Annotated in this window: 20 protein-coding genes; 5 read left to right on the forward strand and 15 right to left on the reverse strand. The window is 65.5% G+C overall.

Features of this window, described 5'->3' with window-relative positions:
- Positions 1-161 precede the first annotated feature (161 nt).
- The 4 genes from phnE (AB7G19_RS38980) to phnC all read right to left on the reverse strand — a co-directional run bounded on the left by phnE (AB7G19_RS38980) (position 162) and on the right by phnC (position 3772).
- A complete protein-coding gene (gene phnE, locus AB7G19_RS38980; protein WP_085400050.1) occupies positions 162-1010 on the reverse strand; it encodes a phosphonate ABC transporter, permease protein PhnE in 849 nt (282 codons plus the stop codon).
- Positions 1007-1891 (reverse strand): phosphonate ABC transporter, permease protein PhnE, encoded by an 885-nt coding sequence (gene phnE, locus AB7G19_RS38985; RefSeq protein ID WP_085400048.1) that lies wholly within the window; start codon positions 1889-1891, stop codon positions 1007-1009. Before phnE (AB7G19_RS38985) ends, phnE (AB7G19_RS38980) begins: the two co-directional genes overlap by 4 nt.
- Positions 1892-1967: 76 nt before the next feature.
- The gene (gene phnD / locus AB7G19_RS38990) at positions 1968-2903 is read right to left on the reverse strand and encodes a phosphonate ABC transporter substrate-binding protein (protein ID WP_063979768.1); all 936 of its coding nucleotides are present in this window, start codon (positions 2901-2903) and stop codon (positions 1968-1970) included.
- A 59-nt stretch (positions 2904-2962) separates the two neighbouring features.
- Positions 2963-3772, reverse strand: a complete 810-nt coding sequence (gene phnC, locus AB7G19_RS38995; protein WP_085400046.1) for a phosphonate ABC transporter ATP-binding protein — start codon at positions 3770-3772, stop codon at positions 2963-2965.
- Between the two features lie 174 nt (positions 3773-3946).
- Between phnC and AB7G19_RS39000 the strand changes: the two genes are divergently transcribed.
- The 3 genes from AB7G19_RS39000 to AB7G19_RS39010 are packed head-to-tail and all read left to right on the forward strand — an operon-like array spanning position 3947 to position 6525.
- The gene (locus AB7G19_RS39000; RefSeq protein ID WP_085400045.1) at positions 3947-4618 is read left to right on the forward strand and encodes a chloramphenicol acetyltransferase; all 672 of its coding nucleotides are present in this window, start codon (positions 3947-3949) and stop codon (positions 4616-4618) included.
- On the forward strand, positions 4615-5808 hold the full coding sequence (locus AB7G19_RS39005; RefSeq protein ID WP_085400043.1) for an alpha-D-ribose 1-methylphosphonate 5-triphosphate diphosphatase: 1194 nt from the start codon (positions 4615-4617) through the stop codon (positions 5806-5808). The genes AB7G19_RS39000 and AB7G19_RS39005 overlap by 4 nt, the downstream gene beginning before the upstream one ends.
- 18 nt (positions 5809-5826) lie before the next feature.
- Positions 5827-6525, forward strand: a complete 699-nt coding sequence (locus AB7G19_RS39010) for a DUF1045 domain-containing protein (RefSeq protein ID WP_085400041.1) — start codon at positions 5827-5829, stop codon at positions 6523-6525.
- 3 nt (positions 6526-6528) lie between these two features.
- On the opposite strand, the gene AB7G19_RS39015 is transcribed toward AB7G19_RS39010, so the two are convergent.
- From AB7G19_RS39015 to AB7G19_RS39045, 7 genes are all read right to left on the reverse strand, one after another.
- On the reverse strand, positions 6529-7137 hold the full coding sequence (locus AB7G19_RS39015) for a hypothetical protein (protein ID WP_085965313.1): 609 nt from the start codon (positions 7135-7137) through the stop codon (positions 6529-6531).
- An 83-nt stretch (positions 7138-7220) separates the two neighbouring features.
- Positions 7221-8621: a selenium-binding protein SBP56-related protein gene (locus AB7G19_RS39020; RefSeq protein WP_071909224.1), complete on the reverse strand. Its 1401-nt coding sequence runs from the start codon at positions 8619-8621 to the stop codon at positions 7221-7223.
- A 292-nt stretch (positions 8622-8913) separates the two neighbouring features.
- On the reverse strand, positions 8914-9852 hold the full coding sequence (locus tag AB7G19_RS39025; protein ID WP_085400060.1) for a dihydrodipicolinate synthase family protein: 939 nt from the start codon (positions 9850-9852) through the stop codon (positions 8914-8916).
- Between the two features lie 117 nt (positions 9853-9969).
- Complete coding sequence (locus AB7G19_RS39030) at positions 9970-12051, reverse strand: methyl-accepting chemotaxis protein (RefSeq protein ID WP_085400038.1); 2082 nt, start codon at positions 12049-12051, stop codon at positions 9970-9972.
- A gap of 121 nt (positions 12052-12172) precedes the next feature.
- Positions 12173-12943, reverse strand: a complete 771-nt coding sequence (locus AB7G19_RS39035; RefSeq protein WP_085400036.1) for an enoyl-CoA hydratase — start codon at positions 12941-12943, stop codon at positions 12173-12175.
- 11 nt (positions 12944-12954) lie between these two features.
- Positions 12955-13404, reverse strand: coding sequence for a MarR family winged helix-turn-helix transcriptional regulator (locus AB7G19_RS39040; protein WP_085400034.1), 450 nt, complete (start codon positions 13402-13404; stop codon positions 12955-12957).
- A 31-nt stretch (positions 13405-13435) separates the two neighbouring features.
- Positions 13436-14104 carry a TetR/AcrR family transcriptional regulator gene (locus AB7G19_RS39045; RefSeq protein WP_085400033.1) on the reverse strand — a complete coding sequence of 223 codons (669 nt, stop codon included), beginning with the start codon at positions 14102-14104 and terminating at the stop codon, positions 13436-13438.
- A 91-nt stretch (positions 14105-14195) separates the two neighbouring features.
- Between AB7G19_RS39045 and AB7G19_RS39050 the strand changes: the two genes are divergently transcribed.
- Together AB7G19_RS39050 and AB7G19_RS39055 are read left to right on the forward strand one after the other, a co-directional pair.
- A complete protein-coding gene (locus AB7G19_RS39050) occupies positions 14196-15455 on the forward strand; it encodes an HlyD family secretion protein (RefSeq protein ID WP_085400031.1) in 1260 nt (419 codons plus the stop codon).
- Positions 15403-17016 (forward strand): MDR family MFS transporter, encoded by a 1614-nt coding sequence (locus tag AB7G19_RS39055; protein WP_085400030.1) that lies wholly within the window; start codon positions 15403-15405, stop codon positions 17014-17016. The genes AB7G19_RS39050 and AB7G19_RS39055 overlap by 53 nt, the downstream gene beginning before the upstream one ends.
- Before the next feature lie 154 nt (positions 17017-17170).
- On the opposite strand, the gene AB7G19_RS39060 is transcribed toward AB7G19_RS39055, so the two are convergent.
- The 4 genes from AB7G19_RS39060 to serA form a co-directional block, all read right to left on the reverse strand.
- On the reverse strand, positions 17171-18832 hold the full coding sequence (locus tag AB7G19_RS39060; RefSeq protein WP_085400028.1) for a tannase/feruloyl esterase family alpha/beta hydrolase: 1662 nt from the start codon (positions 18830-18832) through the stop codon (positions 17171-17173).
- A 96-nt stretch (positions 18833-18928) separates the two neighbouring features.
- Entirely contained in the window at positions 18929-20383 is a 1455-nt protein-coding gene (locus AB7G19_RS39065) for a GntP family permease (protein WP_085400026.1), read from the reverse strand.
- Between the two features lie 3 nt (positions 20384-20386).
- The gene (locus tag AB7G19_RS39070) at positions 20387-21406 is read right to left on the reverse strand and encodes a patatin-like phospholipase family protein (protein WP_085400024.1); all 1020 of its coding nucleotides are present in this window, start codon (positions 21404-21406) and stop codon (positions 20387-20389) included.
- Positions 21407-21517: 111 nt separating this feature from the next.
- Positions 21518-22762 (reverse strand): phosphoglycerate dehydrogenase, encoded by a 1245-nt coding sequence (serA, locus tag AB7G19_RS39075; RefSeq protein ID WP_085400059.1) that lies wholly within the window; start codon positions 22760-22762, stop codon positions 21518-21520.
- Positions 22763-22799: the final 37 nt, after the last annotated feature.

The raw sequence follows: 22799 nt of genomic DNA on the forward strand, positions 1-22799 counted from the left end.
CGAATTACGCAACAGGCCCCTTGTGGGAGAGGGTGGCTCGTCGCGAAGCGACGAGACGGGTGAGGGGTATGTCTCTGCAAACACCGATCTGAGTTTGAGGAGGCAGACCCCTCATCCGGCGCTTCGCGCCACCTTCTCCCACAAGGGGAGAAGGAAGAAAGCTACGCCACCGCCCTGCGCCCAATGATCGCAAACCGCAACTTGCTCGAGATGAAATCGATCGCGGCGACGGCGACCAGAATCATCAGGATCAGGAACGACACCCGCTGCCATTCCAGCACGCGGATCTGCTCGGCGAGCTGGAGGCCGATGCCGCCGGCGCCGACGATGCCGATGATCGTTGCCGAGCGCGTGTTGGATTCGATGAAATAGAGCACCTGGCCGGCGATCACGGGCAGCACCTGCGGCAGCAGGCCGAAGCGGATTTCGTGCAAAGCACTGCCGCCGGAGGCGCGGACGCCTTCGACCTGCTTCTGGTCGGCGCCTTCGATCGCCTCCGAGAACAGTTTTCCGAACGCACCGAAATCCGACACGGCAATCGCCAGCACACCGGCGAACGGGCCGAGGCCGACGACATTGATCCAGACCAGCGCCCAGATCAGGGTGTCCACGCCGCGGATCGAATCCAGGAAGCGGCGAACCGGAAAACGCAGGATCTGCGAGGGTATGACGTTGCGCGCGGCCAGCAGGCTGACCGGAAGCGCGAACACCGCCGCCAGCGTCGTGCCGAGCAGCGCGATCGACAGCGTCTCGCCCAGCGCCTTCAGATAGACCGGCAGCGAGGAACCAGGATCGGGCGGGATCATCATCAGGCTGATCCAGCCGAGCTGGCTCAGCCCTGCAAAGAATCGCGACGGCGAGAAGTCGAGATCGACGAGGCCGTAGACCAGAATCGCAAACGCCGCGACGATCATCGCCGGCATCGCGAGCCGCGCCGAGGCGGGGCGGTCGAACACATCGGGGTAGCGTGCGCGAAGCTCTCGCGTGTCGACCTCCTGCGGTCTCGTCACGTCCGCGCCTCCTTGCCGAACAGACGGCCGCGCAGCCAGCCCGTGCTGATGTCGATGATGAAGACCGTGATGATGATGGTGAGCAGGATGGCACTGACGTCGGAGTAATAGAACTTGCGGATGGCGACGACGAGCTCCTGGCCGATCCCGCCGGCACCGACGAAGCCCATGACCGAGGCCTCGCGGACGTTGATCTCGAAGCGCAGCAGCGCATAGCTGGCATAGCCCGCGGTCACCTGCGGCACCACGGCGAAGCGCATGCAGGAGAGCCAGCTCGCGCCGGTCGAGCGGATGCCTTCAACCGGCTTCATGTCGGCATTCTCAACGATCTCGGAGAACAACTTGCCGAGCGCGCCGGTGGAGTGGATCGCGATCGCGAGCACGCCGGCCATCGGCCCGAGGCCGAAGGCGATCACGAAGATCAGCGCGAAGACGATGCCCGGCACGGTGCGGGCGAATTCGAGCAGGCGGCGCACCACGAAGCGCAGCCAGGGCAACGGTGAGGTGTTCTCAGCCGCGAAGAAATTCAAGGCGAAGGCCAAGGTCGCGCCGATCAGCGTGCCGACATAGGAGATCAGCAACGTCTCGCCCAGCATCTTCAGCCATTTGCGCCAGCCCCACAGCCATTCGCCGGCATCGGTCCAGACCCGCTGGCCGCTCTCGAGCGTGAGAATGCGGTCGAAATAGCTGATGAAATTGCCGAAATGGGCGAAGAAGGTGCGCAGGTTCACTTCCGCGCCGATCGCGGCAAGAAATAGCGCTGCGGCAAAGATCACCAGCCCCAACAGGAGTCGGAGCCGCTTGCGCGCGACCGCCTGGCGATAGGCCGCGTTCAGCACGGCGAGCTGCTGCTCGGGGAGGATCGAAACCGCGACGGTCATCTGGCCAGGGAAGGTGGTCGATCAAAGAGAAAGAGCCGGGTCCATCGACCCGGCTCCAGTGCGATCGTCCCGAAACTCAGGACGCCTTCTTCTTACGCAGTGCATCGACGAACTTGATCAGCTCGATCGTGCCATCCCAGTCCTTGGTGGTGGCGGGATGGAAACCCTTCTTCTGGCCGTCCTGGAGGCGATCGAAGGCCGCCTTGTCCTTGGCCGGCGCGTCGAAGAACGCCTTGGCGATCGCCGCCTTGGCATCTTCCGGCAGGTCGGAATTGTAGGCGTAGGGGCCGTTGATGATCGGCGCCGACTTGTGGATGATGCGGAAATCGTCCTTCTTCATCGGCGAGCCGTCGGCATTCTTCAGCATGCCCTTGGTCAGCATCTGCGCCAGCGTGGAATCGTCATCGCTGGTCCACTGGTTGGCCGCAACGTCGACCGTGCCCTGCGCCAGCGCCAGGATCGCGTTCTCGTGGCTACCGGTGAAGACGACCTTGCTGAAATAGGTGTCGGCATCCGTGATGCCCATCTTGTCGAGCTCGAAGCGCGGCACATTGTTGCCGGAGGTCGAGTTCGGGTCGACGAGGCCGAGGTTCTTGCCCTTGAGCTGGTCGACGCTCTTGTAGGGGCTGCTCGCCTTGACGAAGAACACCGAGTAGTAGCCGGTCGAACCGTCGGCGTTGATGTCGTTGGCGAAGGCATCGGTCTTGACGCCGGTCAGACGGGCGCGGGCGAACGACGCCGAGCCGTAGCTGGCGATATGGATGTTGCCGGCGCGCTGGCCCTCGATGACGGCGGCGTAGTCGTTGGCGATGCGCAGCGTGACCTTCACGCCCAATTCCTTGGAGAGATAGTTCATGAACGGCGCCCAGCGCTCGGTCACGCCCGAGGCGTTTTCCGCCGGAATGACCGCGAAGGTCAGTTCGGGATATTTGGCTTTCCAGTCGTCGGCGGAGGCCGAAGTCGTGAACGCGAGCGCGGCGGCGCCGGCAAGAACCAGTCTGCGAGTGATCATGATACCCTCTTCATCGGTTGGGGTCGGTTGACGCAAAAATTGGCAGTTACAGGCGCAGCTCAGGCGGCCGCGGCCGTTCCGAGCGCCGGCACGCCTTCAGGCGCCGGCACAGGCATTCCGCCCATGACGTCGGAGGCTTCGAGATCGTAGAGCTCGCGCGCGACGTGGTCGGTCAATTCGGCCGGCGCGCCGTCGAACACCACGCGCCCCTGCGCCATGCCGATCAGGCGATCGCAATAGCTGCGCGCCAGATCGAGCGAATGCAGGTTGCAGAGCACGGTGATGCCGAAATGCTTGTTGATGCGCAGCAGCGCATCCATCACGATCTTGGTGTTGCGCGGGTCGAGCGAGGCGATCGGCTCGTCGGCGAGGATGATGTCGGGCTGCTGCACCAGCGCGCGGGCGATCGCAACACGCTGCTGCTGGCCGCCGGAGAGCTGGTCGGCGCGCTGGGCGGCGAGTGAGGCGATATCGAACTGTTCGAGCGCCGACATCGCCAGCGCCTTGTCGTGCTCGGGCCAGGTCTGCGTCAGCGAGCGCCAGGCCGGCATCGTGGCAAGACGCCCCATCAGCACGTTGGTGAGCACATCGAGCCGGCCGACCAGGTTGAACTGCTGGAAAATCATCGCCGAGCGCGCCCGCCACTGCCGCAGCTCCTTGCCGCGCAGCGCGGTGACGTCGAGGCCGTCGAACAGGATGCGGCCCTGCGTCGGCGTCGCCAGGCGATTGATCATGCGCAGCATGGTCGACTTGCCGGCGCCGGAGCGCCCGATCACACCGACGAAGCCGCCGGGGGAGATTTGAAACGAAGCGTCGTCCACCGCGGCTTTTGCGCCGAAGCGGCACGTCAGACCTTCAACCACCAGCATAGAGGGCTCCAGAGTAGCTGGCTGCCACCGCTAGCGCTGGCACTTGACACTTGTGTGACACCGGCGTTGCGGTGCGGCGATCCTACACACCTCTTCCCCTGTCATCGCATCGTCATGACATTGTCATCAGGCCGCTCGAAGAGGTACGCCCGCCCTCGACCTATCGGATGCAGCATGGCCGGCAAAACGCTCTCGGTTCAACCGACCATCGACCCTTCGGCGAAGCTGCATGAGACCAGGCTCGGCACCTATACCGAAGTCGGTGCGCGCACGATCCTCACTGAAGTCGCGATGGGCGATTACTCCTATGTCGTGAACGACGCCCAGATCACCTACACCACGATCGGAAAATTCTGCTCGATCGCGGCGATGACCCGCATCAATCCCGGCAATCATCCGATGCATCGCGCGACGCAGGCGCATTTCACCTATCGTTCCAGCGCCTACTTCGAAGGCGAGAGCGACGACACCGAGTTCTTCGACTGGCGGCGCCAGCATCACGTCCATATTGGCCACGACGTCTGGATCGGCCATGGCGCGATCGTGCTGCCCGGCCGCAACATCGGCACCGGCGCGGTGATCGCGGCGGGCGCCATCGTCACCAAGGACGTGCCGGCCTACACCATCGTCGCCGGCAATCCGGCGCGCATCGTGCGGCGGCGGTTCTCGGAAGACGTCGCCGGACGGCTGGCCCGACTCGCCTGGTGGGACTGGGATCACGACAAATTGCGTGAAGCACTGCCCGATTTCCGCAAGCTCGGGATTGAAGATTTCCTCTCGGCATATGAAGCACGGGCAAGCTCCCTCACCCGTTCCCCTGCCAGCAAACGAAGCGCGGTCGCTTGACAGACATCTTCCTTGAGGGCGGCCGGGCCCTGATCGGCTCCGAGCTCGTCGAAACTTCCATTCTGGTGTCCGGCGCGGACATTGCGCAGGTCGATGCCTCTCGCGGCCGTGCGCGGCTGGCGATCGATGCGCGCAACCTGCTGGTGCTGCCCGGCATCGTCGATCTGCATGGCGATGCCTTCGAGCGGCAGATGATGCCGCGCGCCGGCGTCGACTTCCCGATCGACGTCGCGCTCGCCGACAGTGACCGCCAGGCGATCAGCAACGGCATCACCACGGTGTTTCACGCCACGACCTGTTCGTGGGAGCCGGGCCTGCGCAGCGCCGGCAATGCGCGCACCCTGATGGAGGCGATCGAGCGGCAGCGCCCGCAATTCGCCGCCGATACCCGTTTCCACCTGCGGCACGAGACCTACAATCTCGATGCAGAGGCCGAGATCGGCCAGTGGCTCGCCGAGGGCCGCGTCGACCTGTTCGCCTTCAACGACCACATGGACGGCACCGTTGCCGACATGGCCAAGCCGCGCAAGCGCAACCGCATGGTCGAGCGCACCGGCCTCTCGGGCGAGGAATTCGACCGGCTGGTCGAGCGTGTGCTTTCGCGGGCCAGTGAAGTGCCGGCTTCCGTGTCGCGGCTTGCCGCAACTGCTCGCGCAGCCGAGGTGCGGATGCTCTCGCATGACGATGCGACGCCGGCGATGCGGCAGGAGTTTCGCGAGTTGGGCGCTGACATCGCGGAGTTTCCGATCAACGAGGAGACCGCGCGGGCGGCCGCGTCCGCGGGCGATGCCATCGTCTACGGTGCGCCGAACGTCGTGCGCGGCGGCAGCCATACCGGCTGGACCCGGGCATCCGACATGATCGCGAAGGGGCTCTGCTCGGTGCTGGCGTCGGACTATTACTATCCCGCGCAGCTGCTCGCCGCGTTCCGCCTTGTCGCCGACGGCGTGCTGCCGCTGCCGAAGGCCTGGGATCTGGTCTCTGCGGGACCAGCGCGCGCGACCGGCCTTGCCGATCGCGGCGTGCTCGCGGAAGGACGCCGCGCCGACATGCTGCTGGTCGACGACAGCGTGCCGCTGCGGCCGCGGCTGATCGCGGTGGTATCAGGCGGAAAGCTCGTGCATCTCACCGATGCGACGCGACTGCTCGCTGCGGCGGCGACGCCGCGCGAGGCTGTCGTTGCGGCCTGAACCGGTTATGCTCGGACGATGACAGATTTTCCCCGCTACGCGATCTATTTTGCCGCCGGCGCCGACAGCGCCCTCTCCCGCTTCGGCGCCGAGTTGCTCGGCTACGATGTCTACACCGGCGACGAGATGCCGTTCCCAGCCGACGCATCGCGTGTTGCGCCGGACTGGCGCGACGTCACGGCCGATCCCCGCAAATACGGCTTCCACGGCACGCTGAAGGCGCCGATGGCGCTGGCGCCCGGCAGGACTGAAGCCGAGCTCATCGCAGTCTGCGCCGCCTTTGCCGGCAAGGCGCGGCCGATGCCGTCAATCCGTCCGGTCGTCGACTCCATCAGCGGCTTCATTGCGGTGATTCCGACCGAGCCCGTGGGTACGCTCCAGCAGCTTGCCGCCGATTGCGTCCGCGAATTCGACGACTTCCGCGCGCCCATGACGGCGGAAGACCGCGCGCGGCGCAAGCCCGACAAACTCACCGAGCGGCAACGCGACTATCTCGACCGCTGGGGTTACCCGTACGTGATGGAAGAATTCCGCTTCCACATGACGCTGACGGGACGGCTGGATGCGGAGCGGCGCGGGCCGATCCTGGAGATGTTGCGCGCGAGGTTTTCGGCGCTCGGTCTCGAGACGCTGGCGATCGACCGGATCGCGCTGTTCAAGCAGGATGATGCCAGGGCGCGCTTCCGCTTTGTCGGCGAGTGGGCGTTGGCGAAGTAGGCCTCAGCGCCAGCTCGCGAGATTGAAGGCGAGCGCCACGGCGCCAACCAGAATGAGGCTGGTTGCCCAGATTGCATCCAGATTGAACCAACTTCGCGCGACGAACCTCAATCCCAGATAGCGGTAGACCAGCCACGCCAGACACCCGCCGGCACTGACCATGGCGACAACGTGCACCAGGGACACCAGCACCGCCATCCCGAGACTTGTCTTCAGAAGACTTGCCTTCATCAGCGCGCCCGCCGCCTCATGGCCGGCATCGAGCTCGAAGGCCTGGCAGAGCCCGAGATAGATCGGCACGAGCATCAAGGCCGCGCCGTGAGCAATGGCAACGGCGAATGACCAGAGCGCCAATTGCGTCGGCGGAATTCGTGCCAGCGTGCGCGGATGGCGTCGCTCGATCAGCCGATAGACGCCGAAGCCGATGACGAGAAGGCTCGCGCCGAGCTGGATCGAACGCTGCCACTCGGCCAGCACGAGCAGGAACGCAAATGGCAGCAGCACGAGAAGTGTTGCCAGGAGATGTCCGGCCGCCAGAGCCCACAACGCGCGGAACAGCGCGCGCGGGCTCTTGTCCATGAGCCCGGCCGACACGGCGAGCGGCCATCCCATTCCCGGATTGACCCCGTGATAAAGACCGCTCGCAACAAGAGCGAGCCACAGCCAGCCGAGCGGCCAACTCCCGTGCTGCCAGCCTAGGCCGACGGGTAGCAAAAGGAGTCCGTCGAACAATCGCCGCCCTCCAGCCTGATCTGGTGCGCGCGATATCCGTCGGGGAAGCTCACGAAATAGTCCTTGGCGAGCTCGAGGCCGCCGTCGCGACCGACATTGGCCATGACTTCCACGCCCGGAACCCCATCGGGATAGAATTGGTCATCCCAGGTGGAATACAGCGAATTGGTCCAGTACACGCGCTTGCCGTCGCGGCTGATCTCGACCATCTGCGGACCGGCCGCAAATGCCTTGCCGTTCGGATGGGGCGTGCGGCGCGCGATGCCGCCGATGTGAACCGAGCCCGCAAGCTTCGGCTTTCGCGGATCACTCACATCGTACTGGCGCATTTCACCCGTGCCCCAGCACGAGACATAGAGAAACCGGTCATCCATCGACAGGTCGATGTCGGTCACCAGCGGCGGCACGGCGCCAAATCCCTGCAGCAGCGGCGGGAGCTGCTCCTTTGGCGCGGGTTCGGGCGGAATCGTCGCCGTCTTCTCCGCGTGGAATTTTCCGCCTTCGCGCCACCAGGTCCAGATCGATGCTTCGAGGTTGGTGGTGTCGACCACAACGCCAACGAAGCCGTATTCGCGAACCGGATCGTGCGCGGGCCGCACCTCCAACGCCATCTGATGATTGGCGCCGAGGTCGATGGTCTGCACGTTGCGACGGGCGCGGAGATCCCAGAAGTGGAGACGATGGCCATATTTGTTCGCCAGCAGATCTTCCGCGACGATCCCGTTCTCGAACTGCGGCGGCAACGCCCATTCGCTCGTCACCATGTAGTCGCGCGGCAGGTTCCACCAGAAATCATAGTGCAGCGTCTGCGGACCGCGGTCGATCTCCCACCGCCCAAGGACCTCGAACGTCTCGCAATCCATGATGAAGACGCCTGGAGGCCCGTTGGTGCCGTCCTTGCCGCCGCCGCCCAGCGTGCTCACATAGACGCCGTCCGGCCCGCAATGGATGGTATGCGGCCGCGAGTAGCCGGTCTTCTTGAAGATTTCCTCGGGCTCGATGATCTTGTGGATTTTGGCTTTGGTCGGATCGGGCTTGGTATCGATGATGTAGATCCGCGACGAGCGTATCCCGGGGATGATGAGATAGCGCCGCTCGATGAAGGCATGTCCCGCGAGCGGCGACAAGGCGGAGGAGCAGGCGTTCCAGCCGAAGTGATGAAACTCATCGCCCTTGTTGGGCATCGTCACCGTGTGGACGATTTGGCTGTAGGTCGGCGATCCCGGCTTGACGTCGATGACCGCGAGAGCATCCGGCTTTGAGAAATCCGGACTGAGCAGCAACGTGTATGCAAAGTTCTCCGCTGGTGCTTCCATCGCCAGCTTGGGCGATGCGTGAAAGGTGGGATCCGGCCTCATCGTCATGGCACTGCCTCCCTGTTTCGTCGGCTCGCTCCAACCTGGCTCGGAATAGCGGCATAATGAAGAGCTGCTCAGCGACGTCTTGAGAAGCTCCGCGGACCTGGTTGGCGAGCGTGCAAGGAGCGTACAATATGTCATCGCCGGCGTGCGGAAAACCGCCCGAACCGCGCTAATTCGACGCCCTCAGCCAGACGGAAACCGGCGGGATCAGGCCAGCGCGCACCTCACACTCGGCATCGTCCCCGCGTAGGCGGGGACTGCCGAGAGACCTGGCGACTACCGAGTGGGTACGGCGCTACTTCCCCCACCGCAACGCCAGCGCATCCCGCTCCTTGGCGAGCTCCAGCAGCCCTGCCCGCGTCGCCGGGTGCAGCGGCTGGAGCGGATGCCGCACGGTGTCCGATTTGATCACGCCGCCGGCCTGCATCATGGCCTTGCAGGCGATCAGGCCGCATTGGCGGTTTTCGTAGTTGATCAGCGGCAGCCAGCGCTCATAGGCGGCCTTTGCCTCCTCGCGCTTGCCGGCGAAATAGGGATCGATGATCTGGCGGATGCCGTCGGGATAGCCGCCGCCCGTCATCGCGCCGGTGGCGCCGGCGTCGAGATCGGCGAGCAGCGTGATGGCTTCCTCGCCATCCCACGGGCCTTCGATATCCTTGCCGCCCGCCTCGATCAGGCTGCGCAGCTTTGCCGCCGCGCCCGGCACCTCGATCTTGAAATAGCGGATGTTGGCGAAGTCGCGCGCCAGCCGCGCGAGCAGCTCGACCGACAGCGGCGTTCCGGCGACAGGCGCGTCCTGGATCATGACGGGAATGTTGATCGCGCCCGAGAGCACCTTGAAGAATTCGACGATGCCCTTCTCGGGCACGCGGAAGGTCGCGCCGTGATAGGGCGGCATCACCATCACCATGGCGGCCCCCGCCGCCTCCGCCTGCTGGCTGCGTGCGGCGCAGACGGCCGAGCTGAAATGCGTGGTGGTGACGATCACGGGAACCCGGCCCGCGACATGCTCCAGCACCGCATGCATCACGGTTTCGCGCTCGGCATCGGTGAGCACGAACTGCTCGGAGAAATTGGCGAGGATACAGAGACCGTTCGAGCCCGCATCGATCATGAAATCGATGCAGCGGCGCTGGCCCTCGAGGTCGAGCTCGCCGCGCTCGTCGAAGATGGTGGGCGCAACCGGGAACACGCCGCGATAGGGGCGCTGGGCCTTGTGTGGGGTGACCGGCATCGAACTCTCCATCCTTGATACGTCTGTTGCTGCACTCCCGCAGCGGCACAGATGTACCCGCCGCGTGAAGCGGCGGCAATGCCGTTCGCGCGACGCCCAGACGGATGACGATCGAAGTTATGCGGTCTTCACGGCCCCCAAAAAGCCTTCGACCGCGACGCGAAGACGATCGGCATCGCCCGACATCTTCTTCACGGATTCGGACAGCACCGTGCCGGCGTTGCCGGTTTCCTGGTTGAGTCTCGCGACGCTGCCGATGGTGTCGGTGACCTCGCGGGTGCCCTGAGCGGCCTGCTGGAAGTTGCGCGAGATCTCGGTGGTGGCCGCGCGCTGCTCCTCGACGGCGGCTGCGATCGCCGTCATCTTCTCGTCGATGCCGCTGATGGCGCCCCCGATCGAGCGGATGGCGGTCACGGCCTGGCCCGTCGCGCTCTGGATCTCCTCGACCTGGCGCGAGATTTCTTCGGTTGCGGTTGCGGTCTGCGCGGCGAGGCTCTTGACCTCGCCGGCGACCACGGCAAAGCCGCGGCCGGCCTCGCCCGCACGCGCCGCCTCGATGGTCGCGTTCAGCGCCAGGAGATTGGTCTGGCCGGCGATGGCGTTGATCATCTTCACGACCTCGCCGATCCGGCTCGCGGTCTGATCGAGGATCTCGACCGTCGCGTTGGTCCGCTCGGCCTGCGACACCGCCTCGCGCGCCTCGCGGGCGCTCAACTGCACCTGTGCGGAGATCTCGCCGACGGATGCGGAGAGTTCCTCGGTCGCGGCCGCGATGGTCTCGAGATTGTTGGTGGCCTGCTCGGCTGCGGAAGAGACTGCCGCGGTCTGGCTGGTCGACTCTGATACCAGCGTGCGCACATCGGTCGCGGTGGCATCGAGCTCCCTCGCCGACGCCGCGACACTGTGGATCACCGCCTGCACGGTGTCGTCGAAGCTGCGGCATGCGTCGTCCACGGTGCCGGAGCGGGCGAGTTGCAACGCCTGCTGCGATTCGCGTTCCTGGCCCAGCCGCTCGGCGGTCGCCGCGCTCTCGCGCAGGCTCTCGAGCGCGGCAGCCATGGTGCCGAACTCGTCGGGATATCGGGATCGCGGCACGGGCGTCGCATAATCACGGGCGCCGATTCGCGCGATGGCGTCGAGGATGGCGCGGACCGGGCGCATCAGGCGATTGCGCACCACGTAGACGCCGGCGAGGGTCACGGCGAGCGCGAGCAGAAACGCGAGCGACTGCACGATGAGGTTGGTGAGCGCCTTGGTCTGCACGGCCTCGGCACGCGCGATCGACTGATCCAGCGCTTTGGTCGCGACCCCGACAATGAGCGGGAACGGCGACTGGCAGAGCGTATTCCACTCCGAGGCAGGCATCGCGGGCTTGCCGCTGCCGTCGAGATTCTTGGTGAGATCGCCGATCTGCTTCAGGACGCCATCGGTCTTGGTCTTCGCGTCCGACGCTGCCGTCACCAGCTCCGCCGTCACGTCGGGCGCAGCCAGCAACTCGGCCATGCCCGCCCAGCCGGAGGTGATCGTGCCATCCCATTGCGCCACCGACCGCTTCTGAACGTCGTCGAGCGGCTTGCTGCTGTTGATGTTCGAGCGAAGCGACGAACAATGGACCCCATAACGGTCGCGCACCTGCCAGGCGAAGCGGCGGACCTGGATCATGCGGGCGATGTAGGGATCGTTCATCCAGGCGCGGTTCGACACCGCGGTGGAGGCGAGGTTCGCTGTGTCGATGACCTTGGTGACGGCGTCGTACCAGGAATTGGTCCGCTCCATCTTGCGCTCGGCGCGCGGAAGCTTGGCCTCGTCGTAGAACAGCTGGAATTGCGGCGCGGCTTCGTTCCAGCGCTGCTTCAGCGTGCTGGCGAGCTCGTCGCGGCGTGCGAAATCGACGGTCGAGAGCGCGGCGCTGATCCCTTCATAGCCGCCCTGCTCGGCCTTCTCGGCTTCAGCGAGTTTTGCCTTGGGATCGTCCTCGCCAAGGATGGCGCTCTGGGCATCGCCACGATTGTTGCGCAACGCGAGCACGCCATGGAAGATCGCCTTGTCGGCAGCGGCGAGCCGCGCCGTCTCGAGACTGTCGCTGTAGCGACCGAACGCTCCGAACATCTGGATCGCCGTAGAGGCCAGCGCACCGGCGGCCAGCAGGGCCATCAAGGTCAGGAGAAGCGAGCTTACCGATTTCTTAAACATTGCCATGAGTCAGGGGGCCTGCATTGTACTGCCGGCCACCCTGCATCGCGACATGCCAAGGATCGGTTAAGGTTTTAGTCAAATTGCCGGAAGTGCCCGGTCTGTAAGCGGTTTAAGACTAGCGAAATCAGGCAACCTTGGTGAAATCCGGCGGCCGGCGCTCGGCGAAGGCGGTGAAGGCCTCGCGTGCTTCCGCCGTGCGCAAACGCTGCGCGAATTGCTCGCCTTCGGCCTGCATCTGTGCGACCAGCGCCTCGCCGTTGCGCATCAACTTCTTGGTCGCAGTAAGCGCGCCGGCCGGCTGGCGAGCGAGCCGCTGCGCGAGCGCAAGCGCCTCGGCATCGAGCTTGTCGAGCGGCACCACGCGATTGGCAAGGCCCCATTCCAGCGCCGACCGGGCCGGTACGGTCTCGCCCAGCGCGAACATCTCGTAGGCGCGGGCGTAGCCGATGCGTGCCGGCATCAGCAGGCTCGAGGCGGCCTCCGGCACCAGCGCGAGGCTGACGAAGGGCGTCGACAATTGCGCATTGTCGGCGAGCACGACGAGGTCGCAATGCAGCAGCATCGTGGTGCCGACGCCGACGGCGCGGCCCTGCACGGCCGCGACCAGCGGCCGGGTGCAGCGCGCCAGCGACTGGATGAAGCGCACGACGTTGCGGCTGCCTTCGGACTTGCCGGCTGCGACGGCGGCGAATTCGCCGACATCGTTGCCGGCGGTGAACATGTCACCCTCGCCGCGGATCAGGACCACGCGGGTGGACGGATCGAACTCGGCGGATTCGATGGTGTCGGCGAGCTTGCCGTACATCGCATCCGTCAGCGCGTTCTTCTTGTCGGGGCGCGCCAGCGTGATGGTGAGAATTCCATTGTTGTTCTCGATCCGGACGTGCTCGGTCATGGGTCTCTCCTTTAGTCGTCTGAAGGTCTTGGAAACTTGTCCTGAATGCTGGTCAGCCAGCGCGCGACGATGTCGATCTCCGCGCTGGTAAATCCGTCCGTCAACGCGGCGTTGATCTGCGCCGCGTCAGTCTTCGCCTGCGCCAGCACGGTGCGCCCCTTCGGCGTCAGCCATACGCGCCAGGCCCGGCCGTCCTCGCGATCGGCCCGCCGCTCGACCAGCCTCGCCGCAGCACTGCGATCGACGAGCCCTGAAATTCCGGCCGGCCCCATGTCGAGCGCCGCGCCTGCCTCGCCCATCAGCACGCCGTCCTGCTTGCCGAGGATGAACAACAGCCCCGCCTGCGCCGGCGTGACCTCGTTCTGCGGCTGCGCCGCCATCCAGCGCTGCAAACGGCGTTGCGCGACGTTCAGGAGGTAAATAAGCCGATGATGCCTCGCTGCGGCTTCTTTATTTCGCATGCGAAATAGATAGCCGAGCCGAACCGGATTGTCAAAGGGAGACGGCTACGGGGGCGCGGCAGCCATCGAGGAACAGGGCCGCGCAGGTCTGCACGCGGCGCTCGATCTGCTTGCGTGACGGCAGCGGCATGTCGCCATAGATCGCCGCGCGCTGCGGCGCCGATGCGACCATGCCGATCAGCATGCCGGCAACTTCCTCCGCATCATCGATGGCGATGCGCTTGCGCTTGACCTGGACGCGCAGCCAGCCCGCGAGCGTCCTGACGGTGCGGGAAATGCCGTTGTTGTAGAAGTTGGCGGCGAGCTCGGGGAACGCGGCGGATTCCTGCAGCACCATGCGCTGCAGCGCCACGACCTCCGGATCGAGTGCGAGATCGGCGCAGGCCAGCAGCGCGGCACGCAGGCCCGTCGCGATATCGACCTCGTCGCTTCCTTGCAGATCCACGGCGGAGAGCAGCCGCTCGAGCCTGTCCGCGCACATCGCCTCGAACAGTGCGGCCTTGCCCGGAAACAGGCGATAGAGCGTCTTGGTCGAGACGCCGGCGCGACGTGCCAGCTCTTCGGTGCTGGTCGCGGCATAGCCGTCGACGGCGAAGGCGTTGCGCGCTGCATCGAAGACGATCCGCCTCGTCTCCTCGTCGCTGCGCAGTTGCGGCCGCCCGCGGGGGCGGCATTCACCTGAAGGTTTTGCCTGAGCCATGCTTTTAGATGACGCCTGTCATTCCATTGACAATTCCAAAGCTAGTCTCATTTTGGAAATCGTCAAGTTTCCTAATTCAGGGGAGCCGGCCATGTCCGTCCACACCACCCCATCCGCTGCGACCCAAACCGCTATTCCAGCAACCGTGCCGGAGGGCGTGCTGCCCACCGCCCCGACCGGCATCCGCCGGCAAAAACTCAATCTCCGCAAGCTGTTGCTGATGGGTGCGACGATCGTCGCGCTGGCCGGCGCGAGCTGGTACGGCTACGACTACTGGACCGTTGGGCAGTACCTCGTCTCCACCGATGACGCCTATGTGAAGGCCGACAACACCACCATCGCGCCAAAGGTCAGCGGCTACCTCGACCGCGTCCTGGTCGGCGATAACGAGCATGTGAAGGCCGGCCAGGTACTCGCCAGGATCGACGATCGCGACTTCCGGGTCGCGCTCGACCAGGCCAAGGCCGATGTCGCCGCCGCGAATGCGACGGTGACGAGCAAGCAAGCGCAGCTCGAGGTCCAGCAAGCCGTGATCGCGGCGGCAAGAGCGACCATCGATGTCGACAATGCCGCGAAGGTTTTCGCGAAGCAGGAGAACAAGCGCTACACCGATCTCGCGGCAACGGGTTTCGGCAGCGTGCAGAACGCGCAGCAGGCGCAAGCGCGCGACGCCGGCGCAGACGCGGCGATCCAGCGCGATATCGCCAATCTCACCTCCGCCTTGAAGCAGGTCGATCTCCTCAACGCCGAGATATTGCAAGCCAGGGCCGCCGCCGCACGCGCGGCCGCACTCCAGCGTCAGGCCGAGCTCAATCTGGGCTACACCACGATCGTCTCCCCGATCGACGGCGTGGTCGGCAACCGCTCCTTGCGCGTCGGCCAGTTCGTGCAGGCGGGCACCCAGCTGATGGCGATCGTGCCGGCCGAGGGCGCCTATGTCGTCGCCAATTTCAAGGAGACGCAGCTGACCCACGTGCAGGCCGGCCAGGCCGTCGATATCGAGGTCGACACCTTCCCGGGTCAGGTCGTGCACGGCCACGTCGATTCCATCGCGCCGGCGAGCGGCCAGGAATTCGCGCTGCTGCCGCCCGACAACGCCACCGGCAATTTCACCAAGGTGGTGCAACGCATCCCCGTCAAGATCGCGCTCGATGCCGCGCACGGTCCCGCGATCGCGCTGCGCCCCGGCATGTCCGTGATCCCAACCATTGCAACACGTTCGACCGCGCCGACCGCCAATGCGGCCGCGGCGCCCAAGGCAAACGTAAAGGCGAAGCTCGTTTCCGGAGGGTCGTGCCATGTCAAACAGCCTCTCACTTTCGACGCCAGCAACACCGGCCGCGACGCCTGATCCGGCAATAGCCGACCCGAACCGCGCGAGTGCCGCGATCTGGATCGCCGTGCTCGCCGCCATGATCGGCTCGTTCATGGCGATCCTGAACATCCAGATCACCAACGCCTCGCTGGCCAACATCGAGGGCGGCATCGGAACCGGCGCCGACAACGGCTCCTGGATCTCGACGTCGTATCTGATCGGCGAGATCATCGTGATCCCCCTGACCGACTATTTGAGCCGCGTGTTCTCGTTCCGCCGCTACATGCTGGCGAGCGCGACGCTGTTCGCGGCGTTCTCGGTCGCCTGCGCCTTCACCCATGATTTGCCGTCGATGATCGCGATGCGCGGCCTGCAGGGCTTTGCCGGCGGCGTGCTGATCCCGATGGCGTTCACGCTCGTATTGACCAAGCTGCCGAAGCCGCAGCAGCCCGTCGGTCTTGCGATCTTCGCACTGTCCGTCACCTTCGCCCCCGCGATCGGCCCGACCATCGGCGGCTATCTCACCGAGAACTACGGCTGGCGTACCATCTTCTTCGTCAACGTGATTCCGACCGCGGTGATGGTGGCCGCGCTCTATCTGACGCTGGAGAAGCAGAAGATGCAGCTCAGTCTGTTGAAGGAAGGCGACTGGGCCGGCATCTTCACCATGGCGATCGGGCTGTCGGCACTGCAGGCCGTGCTGGAGGAGGGCAACAAGGATGACTGGTTTTCCTCGCCCTTCATCGTCAAGCTGGCGATCATCGCGGCCGTCAGCCTCACGCTGTTCGTCACGATCGAGCTCACGATCGAGAAGCCACTGATCCGGCTGCGTCTCCTGACGCAGCGTAATTTCGGCTTCGGCACCATTGCGATGACGATGGTCGGCTTCGCGCTGTTCGGCTCGGTCTATATCCTGCCCGCCTATCTCGGCCAGGCGCAGGGCTACAACGCCGAGCAGATCGGCAACGTGCTGGCCTGGACCGGCCTGCCGCAGCTCGTGCTGATCCCGCTGATCCCGAAGCTGATGCAACGCTTCGACACGCGCTATATCGCGATCACCGGCCTTCTGATCTTCGCCTATAGCTGCTTCATGAACACGGCGATGTCGCCGGACTATGCCGGCGACCAGCTCTGGATTCCGAACATCGTGCGTGCCGTGGGACAGGCCATGGTGCTGACGCCGCTGACCTCGGTGCTGACAGGCGGCATCGCGCCGCAGGACGCGGCCGCGGCCTCCGGCATCAGCAACATGTTCCGCAATCTCGGCGGCGCGATCGGCACGGCGACGCTCGCGACCATCATCACCAAGCGCGAGCAGTTCCACTCCAACATCATCGGCCAGTCGGTCACGCTCGGCCGCGAGGAAGTCCGCACCCGCATCGCGCAGATGACGGATTACTTCATGGCCCACGGCGTGCCCGACCCCCACGCCGCGCGCGAGCAGGCCATCATCGCGCTCGGCAAGACGGTCAAGCGCCAGGCGCTGGTGATGGGCTATTCCGACGCCTTTGCCGTGATCGGCATCGTGCTGGTGATCGCCGCGATCGCGGTGCTGCTGACGCGGCGCGTGAAGGCGGCCGGTGGGCCGGTGCATTAGGCTCTTCTTCCCCCTCTCCCCGTTCTTACGGGGAGAAGGTCGGGGTGAGGGGCCTCTCTCCACACGTGAGATCGTCGAGGGACCTGTACCCCCTCACCCGGATCGCAAGAGCGATCCGACCTCTCCCCGCAAGCGGGAGAGGTGAAGAGCCGCCTCACGGCGCGCAGGTGAAGCTGGACGCCTCCGTGACCGGGCCGCTCTTGTAACGCGGCCAGGACGGCCAGCGGCACAGCGGCATCGCGCGCAACACGGCAAACGACGGCGCCTCGACCTTCTGCTCGCTAACTTCGAGATCGCCGGGCGCCTTGCCCTTCTCGACCCAGTCGACCAATGCGCTCAGCATGTCGACATTGGCCGGCGCGCCGGAGCCGACATGGTCGACGCCGGGGGCGGTGTAGAGCCGCGCGAATTCCGCCGTCTCGGCCTTGCCGAGCTTGCGCTCGACGCTTTCGAAATAGCGGATGCCGGCATAGGGGCTCTGCGCATAGTCGGCCATGTGCTCGAGCATGATCAGCCGGCCGCCGCGTCCGCGAAAACGGCTGAGATCCGGATCGGTCGAATCCATCAGGCTCGAGACCTCTAGCAGCCGCGCCTTGTGCTCCTCGACCTTGTAGGTGGTGACGTCGAGCTTGGGATCGCGTGCGAACACATGTTGAATGCCGCCGGCGCCGTAAATCCAGGCGATGCCGTTGTTGGGGGCAGGCGGCTGCGCGGGTGGCGCTGTGCCAAGCCACCACGCCACCCAGCCACCGGTCGGTCCGATCGCCGCCGCATCCTCGCCCGACACGCCCCAGCCCGGATAATCGTCGAGCCCGTTGGCGAGCGCGAACGGGAATTTGTAGGTCCCGTGCAGCGTGTTCACGGCCTTGATCTGTGCATCGGTGAGGCACTGATCGCCGCTCTGGCCCGCCGCACAACGCAGCGTCTCGACCTTGAACGCTGCCTTGCAGGCTACGGGGTCCTGCACCAGCGCATTATCGGAGCCGTCGGCCTTGTCGCAAGCCTGCCGCACGGAATCGGCCACGAGCTTGACCTGCGCCGGATTGATCCAGCCCTCCCCCATGGTCGCGAGCCCCGAGCGCGTGCCGGCATGCTGCAGGCCGACCCAGTTGATCACGGGCACGCGGGCGAAGATGCCATCGAAATCATCAGGGTAACGCTGCGCCATGGTGAGGCCTTCGCGGCCGCCCTCGGACGAGCCCATGAAGTACATTTTTTCCGGCTTCTTGCCGTATGTGCGCTCCATCAGCCCAACCGCGGCGTCGCGCACCTTCTTGTAGGCACGGTGGGCGAAATTCTCGAAGGCTTCGTCATTCAGCGCGAACAGTTGCGGCGGCTCGCCTGGCTTGGACTCATGGCCGGAATCGGTGCCGTAGGTGACGAAGCCGCGCGCCAGCGGCGACGGCTTGTCGAACGGATAGGCCGGCGGCAGCCCAAGGCCGGTGATCAGCACGCCGTTAAAGCCCCCACCGCCATACTGAACGGAGCGCCCGTTCCATTCGACGGGAAGGTTGACCTGGAATTTAATCGGCGGCGCCTTGGGATCGGTTGGGTCGATGTGACCCAGCACCTTGCAGAAACCGGGATTGGCCGGCGTGATGCGCCCAGACGGCGTCGGCCCGCGCTCGGCGACAGCCAGTTGCGACGGCGCCAGCAATGTCGCGGAAACGATCTTCACGGCATCGGCGCCGCCAGCGAGGCTTTTGCAGACCATCTCCGCATCCTCCGCCAGCGTCGCCGCCGACACGGCATTCGCACTCAGCGCGACCGCCGCACCCACGAGCAATGCACACCGCTTCGCGTTCTTTCGCGTCATCGTTTCCACCCTGGCTTTCCCTATTTTTGTATCCGACGGTTGGCCGCATTCAATGCAACCTTCGCCCTTCCGTCAATCGCTTGCGCTGGCCTTCCTTCAGAACGATCCCAGCGCGCTGCCCAGGGCGATCACAGCCACCAGCGCCAGCAGCGACGTCGCGATGCCGACCATCACGATGTCGAAATAGCTGTCGCGGTGCGTCAGGCCGCAGATCGCGAGCAGGCTGACCACTGCGCCATTGTGCGGCAGGATGTCGAGCGTCCCCGAGCCGATCACCGCGACGCGGTGCATCAACGCAGGGGCGATGCCGGTGCGCGCGGCGAGCTCGACATAGGTCTGGCCGAGCGCGTCCAGCGCAATGGTCAGGCCGCCTGACGCCGACCCGGTCAGCGCGGCCAGGATGTTGGTCGCAACCGCTAGCGAGACCAGGGGTCCGCCTTCGATCGCAAGCACCCAGTCGCGCACGATCGTGAACGCCGGCAGCGAGGCGACGACCGCGCCGAACCCGACGAGGCTGGCGACGCTGAACGCGGGCAGGACGGATGCATTGGCCCCGGCGTCCATGGTGCGGCGAAGCGCCGGCAGGCGGGCCCGGTTCAGCACGATGGTCGTGACGATGGCCGCAGTCAGCGCGACCGCGACCGACCACACGCCTGCGACGGCCGCGAGCGTCGTTTCACCAAAACGCTGCTCGGCGAGATAGCTGACATCGAGCCGCGGCAGCACCACGAGCGACATCACCAAATTCACGATGACGACCACGATCAGCGGCGCGATCGCACTCCACACGGGCGACGGCCGCTCGCTGCGCTGACCGTGCTGGAGTTCCGCCGGATCGAACTCGCGCGCGGTCGTGGCGCGCTCGCGCACGAGCTCGTCGGCGGCGGCGCGCTCGGTCGCGCCCTCGATGTCGTCGCCATAGCCTTCTCCGGCGCGGCGCGCTGCGGCTTCAGCGCGGTGCAGCCACCACAACCCTGTCACGAGCATGATGAGCGAGGCGATGATGCCGAGACCTGGCGCTGCGAACGGCGTCGTGCCGAAGAACGGCATCGGGATCGCATTCTGGATCGACGGCGTGCCCGGCAAGGCCGACATGGTGAAGGTCGACGTCCCCAGCACAATCGCAGCCGGGATCAGGCGACGCGGGATCGAAGCCGCGTGAAACAGCGAGCGGGCCATGGGGACGATGACGAAAAATGCAACGAACAGGCTGACGCCGCCATAGGTCACCGCGGCACCGGCGAGCACCACCGCCAGGATCACGCGACGCTCGCCGAGGCGCTCCGCCATGAAGGCGGCGACCGACGTGACCGCGCCGCTATCGTCCATCAGCTTGCCGAAGACCGCGCCAAGCAGGAAGATCGGGAAGAACTGGGCCAGAAATCCCGCCGCATGCACCATGAACACCTGGGTCAGGTTCGCAAGCAGCGGCTCGCCGCCGAACAACGCGGCAACGAGCGCTGCAAACGGCGCCAGCAGAAGCACGCTCCAGCCGCGAAAAGCGAACAGGACGAGCAGGGCGAGCCCGACGAGGAGGCCGAGAAGACCCATGTCTCAGCACTCCGACAGCAGGACGTCGAGATCGGCGGTCGATTGCCGGCCGATGTCGGCACCGTGCGCGGCGAGAAACGCGTCCGCGGCCAGGCGCCCCTCGGCGCGCAGCATCGAGACGAACTCCCATTCGGCGTTGAGCTTGGATGACGCGCCGAACTTCGCCAGCATGTCGCTCTTGACGCGGTGGGTCCGCATCTTTGCCCAGCGCGCGCCCTCGCCGCTGCCGGGGTCGGCCGCCTGGCGCAGCAGCGCGATCATGCGCAATTCCTTCATCAGGGGTGAATTGAACGAAATCTCGTTCAATCGATTGAGAATCTCCGCAGCCGTCCGCGGCTCTTCGAGCGTTTCGGTCGGATTGATCTGCACCAGGATCGTGTCGTGCGCATCGCTTTCGCGAATGAGCGGCGTGATCGTGGGGTTGCCGGCGAAGCCGCCGTCCCAATAGGGCTCGCCGTCGATGTCGATCGCGCGGAACATGGTCGGCAGGCAGGCCGATGCCAACAGCACGTCCGCCGTGATCTCGGCATTGCGGAAGATGCGGCCACGGCCGGTGCGCACCCGCGTCGCGGTGACGAACAGCTTTATTGGCGAGCTCGCGAGCCGCTCGAAATCGATGCTCTCGGCCAGCACCGCGCGCAGCGGATTGTAGCCTGTCGGATTGAGATCGTAGGGCGACAGCACGCGCGACATCAAATCGGTGAGGATGTAGAAGGGCGACGTATCGAGCGTCCAGCGCCCCATCAGTCGATCGAGCGGCGAGCGCTGGAGCGGACTAAAGGCGGCAGCCTTCGAAACGCGGCGCCAGTATTTTTCGAGCGCGTCGCGCGCGCCCTCGGCGCCACCCGCGATCCACCCGTCTGCGAGCACGGCCGCATTCATCGCGCCCGCGGAGGTGCCGGAGATCGCGGCGATGGTGAGCCACTTCTCTTCCAGAAGACGGTCGAGCACGCCCCAGGTGAAGGCGCCGTGCGAGCCGCCTCCTTGAAGCGCGAGATCGATCAGTACGGCGTCCCGTTCCATGGCGGCACCCACGCAACTGAAGCTCAAATTCGACGCGATTTGTCACACGCCGAGAATAACGACAGTTTAGAGAACCTTGGCAGCGTAATGCAACTGGAACGTGACGCCGGCCTAGTGCTCGAACACCAGCCGCGCGCCGACCGTTCCGTCGAGCGCGCGGATCTGCTGAAGCAATGCATCTGAATCCTGGCCTGCCAGGTCGGCGTCGAGCACGACGTAGCCGAGGTCGCCGGCAGTCTCCAGGTATTGCGCGACAATGTTGATGTCGCGCTGGAGAAAGACCTCGTTCAGCCGCCTCAGCATGCCCGGCACGTTGCGATGGACATGGCTGAAGCGCGCACCGGCGGGACGTAAGTGCAGTTGCACCTCCGGGAAGTTCACCGCGCCCATGGTCGATCCCGTGATGAAATAGTCGACCAGTTTTCGCGCGACTTCCCCGCCGATGCGCTCTTGTGCTTCCTCGGTCGAGCCGCCGATATGCGGGGTGAGGATGACGTTCTCGAGGCCCTGCACCGGGCTCGTGAAGCGATCCGAGTTCGAGGACGGCTCGACCGGAAACACGTCAATGGCTGCGCCGGCGAGATGGCCGTCGCGCAAGGCGCCGGCGAGCGCATCGAGATCGACCACGGTGCCGCGGCTATTGTTGATCAGGAACGAGCCTGATTTCATCGCCCGCAGCTCCGTCTCGCCGATCATGCCTGCGGTCTCCGGCGTCTCGGGCACGTGAAGGCTGACGACATCGCTCTGCGCCAGCAGCTCTTCCAGCTTCTCGACCGGCTCGGTGTTGCCGTGGCGCAGCTTGTCGGTGCGGTCGAAATAGATCACGCGCATGCCGATCGCTTCGGCCAGCGTCGACAGCTGCGAGCCGATATTGCCGTAGCCGATGATGCCGAGCGTGCGGCCGCGCACCTCGCGGCTGCCGGTCGCCGACTTGTCCCAGCCGCCCTCATGCGCCGACACCGAACGCGGGAAGATGCGCCGCAGCAGCATCACGATCTCGCCGATCACGAGCTCGGCGACGCTGCGCGTGTTGGAGAACGGCGCGTTGAACACGGGAATGCCGCGCTTGCGGGCCGCCAGGAGATCGACCTGGTTGGTGCCGACGCTGAAGCAGCCGACCGCGAGAAGCCCGTCCGCGGCCGCGAGCACCTCATCGGTTATCTGGGTGCGCGAGCGGATGCCGAGCAGCGACACGCCCTTCAGCGCGCGCCGCAGGTCTTCGCCGTCCAGCGCCTTGGTCAACCGCTCGACATTGGTGAAGCCCGCGCTCCGGAACAGGTCGACAGCGCTGTCATTGACGCCTTCGAGCAACAGCGCCTTCGCGTTCCGCTCGGGGCTTTGGCCTGGGGCTGGCATGGAATCTCCGTAGGTCACAGCTTTGCCGCAGCTCATA

Source organism: Bradyrhizobium sp. 215_C5_N1_1, from assembly GCF_052075935.1.
GTDB lineage: Bacteria > Pseudomonadota > Alphaproteobacteria > Rhizobiales > Xanthobacteraceae > Bradyrhizobium > Bradyrhizobium barranii.